The organism is Psychrobacter sp. TB67 (genome assembly GCF_000511065.1).
Classification (GTDB): Bacteria; Pseudomonadota; Gammaproteobacteria; order Pseudomonadales; family Moraxellaceae; genus Psychrobacter; species Psychrobacter okhotskensis.
This window is the reverse complement of sequence record NZ_AYYA01000052.1, coordinates 23,900-36,053: the sequence shown is the minus strand read 5'-3', so window position 1 is coordinate 36,053 and position 12,154 is coordinate 23,900. Positions and strand designations below refer to the sequence as shown.

The 12,154-nt window shown below is 45.6% G+C and carries 8 protein-coding genes; 4 read left to right on the top strand and 4 right to left on the bottom strand.

From position 1 onward, the window contains the following. Positions 1–38: 38 nt before the first annotated feature. On the bottom strand, positions 39–1,415 hold the full coding sequence (locus tag W293_RS0108510) for a DHA2 family efflux MFS transporter permease subunit (protein ID WP_025652031.1): 1,377 nt from the start codon (positions 1,413–1,415) through the stop codon (positions 39–41). Between the two features lie 400 nt (positions 1,416–1,815). Between W293_RS0108510 and yghU the strand changes: the two genes are divergently transcribed. From yghU to W293_RS0108490, 4 genes are all read left to right on the top strand, one after another. Next, positions 1,816–2,673: a glutathione-dependent disulfide-bond oxidoreductase gene (yghU, locus tag W293_RS0108505; protein WP_025652030.1), complete on the top strand. Its 858-nt coding sequence runs from the start codon at positions 1,816–1,818 to the stop codon at positions 2,671–2,673. Between the two features lie 434 nt (positions 2,674–3,107). Continuing rightward, positions 3,108–4,187 (top strand): DUF1176 domain-containing protein, encoded by a 1,080-nt coding sequence (locus W293_RS0108500; RefSeq protein ID WP_227502354.1) that lies wholly within the window; start codon positions 3,108–3,110, stop codon positions 4,185–4,187. Positions 4,188–4,749: 562 nt separating this feature from the next. Next, positions 4,750–6,414 (top strand): DEAD/DEAH box helicase, encoded by a 1,665-nt coding sequence (locus W293_RS0108495; RefSeq protein ID WP_025652028.1) that lies wholly within the window; start codon positions 4,750–4,752, stop codon positions 6,412–6,414. Positions 6,415–6,668: 254 nt separating this feature from the next. After that, positions 6,669–7,928 carry a DUF819 domain-containing protein gene (locus tag W293_RS0108490; RefSeq protein WP_025652027.1) on the top strand — a complete coding sequence of 420 codons (1,260 nt, stop codon included), beginning with the start codon at positions 6,669–6,671 and terminating at the stop codon, positions 7,926–7,928. Between the two features lie 217 nt (positions 7,929–8,145). On the opposite strand, the gene W293_RS0108485 is transcribed toward W293_RS0108490, so the two are convergent. The 3 genes from W293_RS0108485 to W293_RS17615 form a co-directional block, all read right to left on the bottom strand. Further along, the gene (locus W293_RS0108485) at positions 8,146–8,886 is read right to left on the bottom strand and encodes a peptidase (RefSeq protein WP_025652026.1); all 741 of its coding nucleotides are present in this window, start codon (positions 8,884–8,886) and stop codon (positions 8,146–8,148) included. A 63-nt stretch (positions 8,887–8,949) separates the two neighbouring features. Then, positions 8,950–9,735, bottom strand: a complete 786-nt coding sequence (locus W293_RS0108480) for a transglutaminase family protein (RefSeq protein ID WP_025652025.1) — start codon at positions 9,733–9,735, stop codon at positions 8,950–8,952. A 49-nt stretch (positions 9,736–9,784) separates the two neighbouring features. Next, positions 9,785–12,127, bottom strand: a complete 2,343-nt coding sequence (locus W293_RS17615; RefSeq protein ID WP_025652024.1) for a circularly permuted type 2 ATP-grasp protein — start codon at positions 12,125–12,127, stop codon at positions 9,785–9,787. Positions 12,128–12,154: the final 27 nt, after the last annotated feature.

Genomic DNA, 12,154 nt, shown 5'->3' with positions numbered 1-12,154 from the left:
ACATCAAGTGTCTTCAGTTTTTGAATTTAGGGCACGACCTAATACAGACCGCGACCATCTTCAGGTTTGAGACGTAAAAAATACAATCCTGAGAGAATGGTTAAAATACCCAGTATCCAATACGTCGTCTGAAAGGCAGCCAAGGTATCAAGCTCAAACCGCTCACGTAGTAGGTTGAGTAGCGCAGCGCCAAAGGCAATACCAAAGCTAATCGCTAGCTGCTGATTAACGGCCATCAAACTGTTACCGCTACTGGTTTGCACACCTTCTAAATCACCGATGGTAATGGTGTTCATCGCGCTAAACTGCATAGAGTTGCAAGCACCCATCACGGTCAAAATAGGGATGAACCAAAGCCACTGTGAGGCATTATTAAACTGCGCCAACATAATGATGAGTGTGCCCATAAAAAATGTATTGTAGACCAGTACTGTGCGGTAGCTATAACGCTGGATAATTCGACTGACCCAAGGCTTGATGCCAATCGCCCCAACCGCGATAGGCGCCAGTAGCCAACCTGCACGCGACGGTGAGTATTCAAACACCACTTGTAGTAATAGTGGCAATAGGAACGGTACGGCACTGATACCCAAGCGCGTAAATAAGTTACCCGTAATCCCAATCTTAAAGGTGCGAATATCAAATAGGCTCAATGGAAAGAGCGGCGCATGACGGCGTTTGGCATGCCAGACATAGGCGCCTATCAACGCCGTTGACAAGAACGCCAACACCAAGCCATAAGTCCCGCGACCTGTTTGTGAGCCGAATTCAACAGCGAGGGTATAGCCGCAAGCTGCTGCCGCAAACAATAAAAAACCCGTCCAATCTAAATGCTTGGTATCTTCAAATAAAGCCGGTACCAGTTTTTTGCCCATGATAAAACCAAAAACACCCATGGGTACATTGATCAAAAATATCCACTGCCAGCTGGCATATTGCACGATATAACCACCGAGTACGGGTCCTACTAACGGCGCCACCAATGCGGGAATCACTGCAAAATTCATGACGGTCAATAGCTTATTGCGGGGATACGACTTGACCAGTATCAAACGGGCAACCGGCGTCATCATCGCGCCACCGATACCCTGAATAATGCGCGAACCAATCAAAAAATCTAGGGTAGGCGATGCAGCACACAGTATAGAGCCCACGCAGAATATAACGATAGCGTATAAAAACACCCGCCGTGTACCATATTTATCGGCCAGAAATCCACTGATAGGAATAAAGATAGCCAAGGTTAAAGCGTAGCTAATAACGGCCCACTGCATCTTAAGTGGCGACTCACCCAGCGCTTGTGCCATTTGCGGTAGTGAGGTATTCAAGATAGTGGCGTCTAAAATCTGCATAAACAGCGCCACCGCTAGCACATAGGGCAGGTACTTATTCTGGGTAGGGGTTAGCGTTACCATACTGACATCACTTTATCTTAAGATTATGGGTATTCAAGAATTACGTTTATGAGCCGCTCATCTCTAAAAACCATTAAATTGCGCGTAGTATAGAAACAACGCTAGCGCAGTTAAAGATGAGCAAAGTAACCAAAGGATTTTTTATCCTAAAAATCACTACATTAATTACACGACAGGACTTTAATAAGTCGGCATAGAGCCGTTATAGTAGAACACGTATATAGTCGGTTTTACATCAATCAGATACATGAACCAAATACGTTATCAGGCTCGTTCAGTCAAATATTGGTAGCTATTTTACCTGCCAGCTTTATATCACTAGTATCTTTCATTGACTATGTTTCGTAGAACCGTATTTTTGCATACAATTTTTTGCACACAATAATAAATAGGATGTTTTATGAGTAATGATAATAATCAAGCAACTGCCAACCATAATACAGATAAAAGCACTTATACACCGCCTAAAATCTGGACCCAAGACAAGGAGAATGGTGGCAAATTCTCTAGTATCAACCGTCCAACAGCTGGCGCGCGCCATGATAAAGCCCTACCAGTAGGCGATGCACCGTTACAGCTGTACTCACTGAATACCCCAAACGGTGTCAAGGTAAACATCCTATTAGAAGAGCTGGCTGAGCTGAATGTTAAAGGCGCTGAATATGACGCCTATAAAATTGACATCTCGGAAGGCGATCAATTTGGCTCAGGCTTCGTGGCGATAAATCCAAACTCAAAGATACCTGCATTGGTTGACCATGCTGCCAAAAACAATGATGGCGAGCCTATTGCGCTTTTTGAGTCCGGTGCCATTTTATTATACTTAGCAGAAAAGTTCGGTCAGTTCGTTCCTGTATCTTCTGGTAAGGCCAGAGCAGACTGCCTGTCTTGGTTGATGTGGCAGATGGGTAGTGCACCTTTCTTAGGTGGCGGCTTTGGTCATTTCTATGCTTATGCGCCAGAACCAATGGAATACCCCATCAATCGCTATGCCATGGAAACCAAGCGCCAACTTGACGTACTCGATAAACATCTAAAAGACAACGTCTACATGTGTGGCAATGACGAAGCAGACTATAATATTGCCGACATGATCATCTGGGCATGGTATGGACAGCTGGTACTTGGCAAGCTGTATGAAGCCGCTGAGTTCTTACAAGTTGATAATTATAAAAACGTGCAGCGTTGGGCACAGACCATTGCTAAACGTCCTGCAGTAAAACGAGCAGTCGATCTAGCGCTAAAACCAATCAATTAAGTGATTGTCCCTCATGGTTCGTTGTTAGAAAAAAAAGAATGATATTAGAAAAATAAAAACAATGACGCTGTAATACAAGGCTGATAGGCAAGTTGCTTATCAGCCTTGTTATTTTTTAACATATTGATAGTGCTATCTTTATATATCGATAGTTGAATTAATACTATACTTCTCTGTTTACACAATGGTACATTAGTACAACAGATAGAAACATTGATACGTTAAGATAACAGGCCACCGTCTTGAAGGGCAGGTGTTTACAATTCTTCTATTAATGAGTAACGACTATGAAGAATAATAACGTTCTAAGCGCGCCATTAGTGTCGACTGACCATGATGCCTACCGCTATACCCATACTCATAAAAATTGTAACGTAAAAAATATGACTCACTCTAAAACTAAAGTTAAAAAAACAATAAAGATAACCACATTGATGTCTAAAAATAAAATTTTGTTACCCATACTTGCCGCACTTACTATCACGTCGTTGAGCGCTATGAGCCATGCGGCGGCCGTTGAATTTACCAGTCAAGACTGGCAGGTCGCTTGTGATAATACCCGTACTTGCCGGCTGGCAGGATACCAAGCAGAAAACAATAGTGAATTACCCGTCTCTGTCTTGTTGATACGCCGTGCAGGGGCCAATGCCAGCGTAGATGGTCAGGTCAAGTTTGGCGGGGCTAAAGAAAGTTCTGCCAAAGCTCTGATGCAACTAGGCAATCGCCATCGTATCTCCTTGTTTATCGACGGCAAGGATCTGGGTGAAACCAAACCTTTCTCCGCTGCAGCGGGCAATGCTGAGCTGACCTCAGCGCAGGTGAGCGCCCTATTGGAGGCTTTGACTAAATCGAGCAAGATTGAGCTGGTACTACGCAACTCACGCTGGCAATTGTCTGATAAAGGCGCCAGTTCGGTTATGCTCAAGGCCGATGAAGCCCAAGGTCGCGTAGGCACATCGAGTGCTTTTGTCCGTAGTAATGATGCTAAGAAGCCAAACAGTACGGTCTTACCGCCTAAGGCTGCACCGTCACTGCGTTTTGTCGCACCAAACCCTAATGCTGCGCCCAGCAGCAATAAAAAGTTTGTCATGAGATCCTCGCAGTTGTCAGCGATGATGAAAAGCACCATGCGAGACGCGGATAGCGACTGCCCAAGCCTGTCTGACAAAAACTCATGGCGCGTCAGCCGTCTAAACAGTACGCAGTTGTTGGCGCAACACGAGTGCTGGACAGGGGCTTATAACGCTGGCATGGGCATCTGGGTACTCAATGACACGAAGCCTTATAAGCCGACCTTGGTGACCACTAGTGCGACTGACTACGACAAAGGTAAAATTACTTCCGTACAGAAAGGTCGCGGAATTGGCGACTGCTTATCTAAAACTGACTGGGTATGGACCGGTAAAGCTTTTGAAAAAAGCCATGAAAGCACCACTGGGCTATGTCGCATGGTGGAAGCGGGCGGGGCATGGCAAATGCCAACTTACGTAACAGAAGTCAAAATGTCACGCTAGCAGCTTATGTATATTAATGCTTTATTAAACACTGCATTATTAAGAAGATAGCGCTTATTTTGATAGTAAATATAAAAATAGATACAGATAATGTTTTTACTGTGCTATACTGCGTCGCCACGTTAGCATTGACTAGCGTGAATTATGAGATTGATAACATCGCCTGCGATTTTGGGTCTAGGATGACCATAAGTAATTGTTGCCGATGATTTTGTGTACTTAAATAACATTTTATAAATATCAGTTATTTTTGACTCATATCTTATCTACTAACCCATGTATGGGATAGATTGGTTGTTACTTGCCTTTATCTGCTTTGGACAAAGCATCGATAATGCGTTTTTAGCAAACAAGGATGAGACACTCGGCACTACCACCAAAATACGTCAGACAGCACGAACGCATTTATTAAAGAAGTGAAGCTTTATTGGCTTGGCTTCTGATTATCAGCTATTTTATATGGTTTGATAGTGATTTAATAAAAGCTGCGTGGTGAACGGTTATCAGTGGTATGCATCAAGCTTGCTGAATTTACAGCAACTTATACTTACCAAGGATTCTCATGACTGACATCTTATCTGCAATCGCCGCTGAAAATGGCATTATCGAAGACACCACTCAAAACACGACTACTAATGAAGCAGCTTCTACTGACGCTGACGCTTCTGACGAAAATCAAGTCACTTTTACTGATCTGGGTATTGCCAAGCCGATTTTGACCGCACTTGATCGCAGTGGTTATACCAAACCAACCCCTATTCAAGCACAAGCCATTCCTTTTGCCCTAGCAGGTCGTGACTTATTATTGTCAGCGCAAACTGGTAGTGGTAAAACAGCCGCTTTCGTTATCCCTGTACTTGACCGTTTAAGCCGTGCGACTAGCTTTGATAAATTAACCAAAGCCCTTATCCTAACGCCAACGCGTGAACTTGCTCAGCAAGTACATGATAGCGTACGTACTTATTCTAAAGATATGCGTGGTCTATTCTGCGTACCATTAGTAGGTGGCGCTCCTTACAATGGTCAGATTACTGCTTTGAAAAAAGGCGTTCAAGTTATCGTTGCAACCCCTGGTCGTTTACTCGACCATATCAATGCCGGTCGCGTTGACTTATCAAGCCTAGAAGTCTTGGTACTTGACGAAGCTGACCGTATGCTTGACATGGGTTTTGCTGATGATATCAGCGACATTCTACGCGCAGCACCGACTGATCGTCAGACGATTATGTGTTCAGCGACTTGGGATGGCCCAGTAGGTAAAATCGCTGCCAGCTTCACTAAAAACCCTGAGCGTGTATCAATCAAAGTTGAATCAGCGCATATCGAAGAAAAAGTATACTACTGTGATGATTTTGATCATAAAAACCGTTTGCTTGACAAAATTGTTTGCGATAAAGAGATGGAACAAGTCATCATCTTTGCTGCGACCAAACGTAGTACTGAAAAATTAGCCAAATCTTTACAAGAGCAAGGCCATAAAGCCAGCTTCTTACATGGTGATTTGCCACAGAGCAAGCGTAATCGTATCGTTCAAGACTTGCGTAACGGCAAAGTCAAAATTCTAGTAGCAACGGATGTTGCCGCTCGTGGTCTTGACGTGCCAGCACTATCGCACGTCATTAACTACGACTTACCACGTCAAACAGAAGACTACGTGCATCGTATCGGTCGTTGTGGCCGTGCCGGTCGTACGGGTATTGCCATCAGCCTATGTAGCATGGATGATCGTCCACAGCTAAACGCGATCAACCGTTATTTAGATCGCAAAATGGAAGTATCGATCATCGAAGGTATGGAGCCTAAGAAGACTTATGTACCTAGCGAAAACAAAGGTAATGGTCGTGGCCGTGGTCGCGGACGCTCAAGTGGCGGCGGTAACGGTCAAGGCCGTGGTCGCGCGGGCGGTGGCTATCAAGGCAATCCTGCTAATGCTCGTGGTCGTTCAAGCGACAGCGCAGCAACTGGTCAACGCGCTAGCAATGACAGCGGTTATCAAGGTAAGCCACGTGATTCATCTGGCAAGCCAAATGAGCGTTCAGGTGGCAAGCCGTATCAAGGCAAGCGCACTGGTGCTCCTAGCCGTGGTGATAGCACTGGCGTTCCACGCGGTGAGCGTGCTGCAACGGGTCGTGGTCGTCCAAGTGGCAGCCAAGGTCGCCCAGCTGGTCGTGCTGATAGCCGTGGTCAAGGTCGTTCAAGCGGTGGCAACCGTAGCAACAACTCGTAATACCGTTATATTTAATGATTAATAAAGGTTATTAATAAAATAGCCACTGACTTGATCGGATAAAATAGCGTAAAAAAGCCAGATACTTGTTATCTGGCTTTTTTGTGCGTGGTGGTTCTATCTGTAGCCAATGAGTATTGGTGAGCGGTTTAAACAAACAAAAGCTATCTCTGTAGTCAATCGTTGCTTGCAGGTCTTTTTTGCCTTGTCTATACTGACAAGCCTTTACTTATCGTGTGCTGCGGAGCCATTTGATGCTCGACATTTCTCATTTAACCATTGCTCAATTAAAGGTAGACAGTTTACCAGTAGCCTTTGGCGTCATTATGGCGGTTATCGGATTGGTGTTCTATACTCAAGGATTACCGGGTAAATTTTGGCGACGTTTTTATGCGGTATTGCCGGGTATTGTACTGTGCTGCTTTATCCCAGCAACCCTAAACAGCCTTGGCATCTTTGCTGACGGCATTGGCTCACAGATTTATGGCTTTACCGCCACTTATTTGTTGCCAGCAAGTTTGCTATTGATGACCCTATCAATGGATGTGCCAAAGATATTGGGGCTTGGCTGGAAGGCCATTGCCATGTTTTTTGCCGCCAGTATCGCCATTGTCATCAGTGGCCCGATTAGCTTAGGCATTGCTAAATGGGTGTCACCTGAGATGTTTACCGACGATACTCTATGGCGCGGCTTTTCGGCGGTGGCGGGTAGTTGGATAGGCGGTGCAGCAAACCAAGCGGCGATGAAGGAATTGTTTGGCGTCAGTGATGATTTGTTTGGCATGATGATCTTGGTCGATACTACCAATGCGTCGTTATGGTTGTTGGCTATTTTGGTCATGGCCAAGCACAGCGCTAAGATAGATAAGTTTTTACGGGCTGATACCAGTAGTATTGATAAGGTCATCGCCGCTGTAGAGAGCTACGAGCGTGATCATGCCCGTCCGGCGACTTTAAATGATTTGATGGTGATGTTTGGTTTGTGTTTTGCGATGGTTGGAGTGGCGCACTTTATCGGCGGGCAGATAGCAGGCTTCTTTGCACCCTATAGCTGGGCAGTACAATACAGCTTTGCCAGCTCATTCTTTTGGATGGTGGTGATTATCACCTTAATAGGGGTAGTATTTTCCTTTACCAAAATTCGTCGCCTTGATCATGTTGGTGCCTCCAAAATTGGTACGGTATTTATCTTTGTATTGATTGCTGCTATCGGTATGCAAATCAATCTCGCCGGTATTGTCTCGCAGTGGCGCTTGCTACTCATTGGTCTATTGTGGATGAGTATTCACGTGGTGATTATCTTTATTGTCGCTAGAATCATTCGTGCACCATTTTTCTTTTTAGCAGTGGGTTCTAACGCCAATACCGGCGGCGCGTCTTCTGCACCGATTGTCGCCACGGCATTTCACCCCTCACTGGCGCCCGTTGGCGTATTCTTGGGTATTTTAGGCTATGCGGTGGGCACCTTTGGTGGTTATATCAGTACACAGATGATGCGGCTAGTGGTAGGGTGAGCGCTAACAAGCCTTAGTGTACATAAACCATAAATGTAGCTTTGGGTACTGTATGTGAGGCATTTATTAACGGCTTAATTTCCAAAAAAAAGAGAATGCTTGTTGACCAAGCCCTCTCTTTTTTTATTGATATAGTCAGTGAAAAGTAATATTGATCTTAGTCTATCTATTCTGATTCATTACTACTATCAAGCCTTCATCTGCGCCAATCATTTTTCTATTCCCAATAATCTGCTGGGCATTCAGGTAATTCACTTAAGGTATTACGTAGTGCAACCGACCACTGACGACTGATGTCGTTGAAGTATTCGTCGTCTTGCTCGATACGGTGACCCTTGGGCATCTTCAAACTGTCATTTTGATAAATCAACAAATCTATGGGCATACCTACAGACAGATTGGAGTGAATGGTTGAGTCAAATGACAACATCAGGGCTTGGGTCGCATGCTTGACGTCTGTCTCGTATTTAACCGAGCGGTCGAGAATGGGCTTGCCGTATTTACTCTCACTCAGCTGAAAAAACGGCGTATCTTGCGTGGCTCTAATGCAGTTGCCTTCTGGGTAGATCATATATAGCTCAGGAGGCTGGCCTTTGATTTGCCCGCCCAATATAAACGAGCTGGTAAAGGTGCTACTATTACTATCGTTAGCGACGCTTTGAGCATGAGTCATGATACTACGCATGCATTCACCCACCATTTGCGCCGCGTCAAACAGTGTCGCGACGGTATGTAAGCTGCTCTCAGAACGCAGGTTGATATCGGTTTTTAACTTATTAAAGACCGCTTGTGAGGTAGCAAGGCTGCCAGCGGTCTGTAGCACCATAAAACGTTCGCCTTCAACGCCGTATTGGTAGAGTTTTCTAAACGTCGAGATATGGTCAATGCCAGCGTTGGTACGGGTGTCACTCGCAAAAACCATCGCGTCTTTTAGACGAATAGCGGCGCAGTAAGTCATAAAAAATCCTTATCTCAATAAGCAGAATCGATATTGATCTTGATAGATAGACTGCATCTATTACTATGACAATCTTGAGACCAAAACTTGACTGTAAAGATTCTCATAGCCGCCGCCCATCCTTACCCCGCGTACTGGTGCGGCATCTAAGTAATCGCGACCAATAGCGACATACACATGCGAGCTTGGCTGGAACAGCAGATTTGAGATGTCAAAGGTATACCAGTAGCCCTCTAGCCAAACCTCTGCCCAAGCATGGCTGGCCATATGATTCTCTGTGTCATCGTATAGATAACCTGACACATAACGCGCTGGGATATGCTGATCCCTCAAGCAGCCTAAAAATACATGGGTATGGTCTTGGCACACACCAGCGCCGATATCAAAGGCTTCGGCTGCTGTCGTTCCCACGTGGGTGGCATCTTTGATATAAGGCATTTTGGTCAATAGCTCAGTCGCCATAGCTTTAAGGCTGTCATGGGTCGGGTCTTTTAGATAAGGTGCAGCAAAGGCGCGCATCGCCTCTGAACACTTAGTCAATGGGCTTTGTACCGTAAATAGCAAATAGGGGACGTTGTCCATGTCCTCTAATCGCTCGGTATCGGTATTGATCTCGACAATGCCGGACGCCTGCATTTGCAAGTTATTGTGTGCCTCATTACGACTAAGCGTTAGCCAGTCATTGCCAAAGCCGTCTTTTTGATTGACGGCAACTTTAGGCAGCATCACATCCCACCTATGAATCGTTTGATGCGGTAATTGCATCGGCGTCATACGAATATACTGAACGCTGCGCTGTGCCAGCTCGCCGTAGTAATAATTGGTTTGATGACTTATTTGAAGTTTCATAATGTCTTCCTCTTTAAGGTGCTTTTTGTCTATTTTACTAAGCTAAACGCTATACACCTTGCTGTAATATGATGTTGAATTCTCGGCTAATGAGCTTAAAGTCGCTAAATTGCTTTGATTTGATCATCTGATTGGTCAAGCGAGTCAGTTCACGCCAGCGCGTGTTTTCTGGCAGCTGATTAATCCAATACTTAAATTCAAGACTAATCTCGGTGGTGTCCTCATTGAGTAGGACCGCACGCTCTAATTGCTCAAAATACCGACCTAATTGCCAAAAACACGTCACGGTAGGGTGCTCTTGTTCCATTGCTGCATTACAGGCATATAGCTGTAGCGTCGCTGCTCGATAAGTACCGGCACTTGATAAGCGTTTAATGAGGTTGTACAGCTCTGCAGTATCTTTGCCAATCACGCCTTTGGCCTCTTGCACATTGGTCTCAATGGATTGGACCACGCTAGGGATTCTTTTTTGCTCTAAGTCGTAAAGTATTTGTGCCTTCATTACTTTTAGCGGCTCATTCGCCTCTGCCGCAAAGCCTAAATGGCTGATTAAGTGCTGTATTTGTGATTTTTTTAGGTCACCTTTGATCAACTGTTTCATTAGGCTGTCGTAGTAGTAGAGTCGCTCGCTATACCTACCGAGCCAGATCAAATGACTACTGGTCGACAGCAGCAATATCATTGGCGCATCATCGAGGTCCTCAAAACCCGCTTCGATAGGCTGTATGCGATTGTGGTAGCTGGCGTGACCAGCAGCACTCAGTGCTAGATTGTTAGACTTATCCGCCTGCCCATTAGCCAAGGCGGATTTGCTCGAAGCTGGCGCGTTACGCTTGTCTGAAGATCTCTTCTCTAAACTGCTGTCATCGACGACCCAAGTATCTTTGATGCCACCACCTTGTGATGAGTTGACCACTAACGAGCCTTCGACCATCGCCACACGAGTAAGACCGCCCGGTACGATATCGACCGAACCGTCGCCATGACTGAGTACAAAGGGGCGCAGGTCAATATGGCGCGGGGCGATACCATCACTAACAGCGGTGGGATTGGTAGATAATGAAATTGTAGGCTGCGCAATAAAACCGTTGGGGTTGTCGAGCAGACGCTTGCGATAGTCGCTGATCTCTTGTTTGGTAGAGGTTGGCCCTATGAGCATGCCATAGCCGCCGGAGCCTTGGGTTTCTTTGACCACCAGCTTGTCTAGATTGTCTAGTACATAGCTTAGCTCGTCAGGCTTGCGGCACTGATAGGTCTCGATATTGGGCAAGATGGGCTTTTCACCCAAATAGAACTCAATCATATCGGGCACAAAGGGGTACAAGCTTTTGTCATCTGCCACACCAGTGCCGGGCGCATTGACGACGACCACATTACCAGCGCGGTAAGCACTCATCAGACCCGACACGCCTAGTATTGAGTTGGACTGAAATGCCAAGGGATCAATGTAAGGGTCATCAATTCGGCGATAAATGATATCGACTTGTACCTTACCACGGATACCTTGCATGTAGACTTTGCTGTCCTCAACCACCAAGTCATAGCCGTGTACCAGTGGTACATTCATCTCATGCGCCAAAAAAGCATGCTCATAATAAGCACTGTTGAAGCGACCGGGGGTTAGGATAACAATCTGTGGATCATACTTGGTGGTTGAGCTGGCAAGACAGCATTTGAGACGCTGCGGATAGTCGCTAACCCCTAATACGGGCGTATGAGCGAACAAATCAGCTAATAGAGTCTCTGAAATACTGCGGCTCTCCAGCATGTAGGAGACACCAGATGGCGTACGAAGATTGTCCTCTAATACACAGAATCGACCGGTCTCGTCTCGAATGAGATCGATACCACTGATGTGCGAGTAGATAGGCTTATCAAGTTCAATGCCCATCATCCATGGCTCATAGCAACCACTGGCATAGACGTAGCTGGCAGGAACAATGTCTGCTTTCATAATGGCTTGATCGTGATAGATATCATGCAAAAAGGCATTGAGCGCAGTAATCCGTTGCTTGCAGCCAGCTTCTACTTGCTGCCATTCGCTGGCGGAGATAATGCGTGGAATGATATCAAAAGGAATCATCCGCTCAATGTTTTTGGCATCGCTATAGACAGTGAAAGTCACGCCCTTACGATAAAATATATTTTCTGCTTGCTCGTTCAGGTGGTTGAGCGCATCCATACTGATGTTGTCTAGCCAATCGCCGACAGCCTTAGCCGCAGGACGATACTCACCCTTGGCATTTTGCAGTTCATCGAAGCACTGTCGCTTTTTTTGCTTGTCTTTTGCGTGGCTCTTACTTATGGTTGGGTTAGGAGAAGTCGCCATTTGATCTTGGCTTTGACTTTGGCCATCATTTTGGCTTTGAGATTGAAGTGATTGTTGGTTCATAAATACCTCACGCATCCTTGGTAAAGT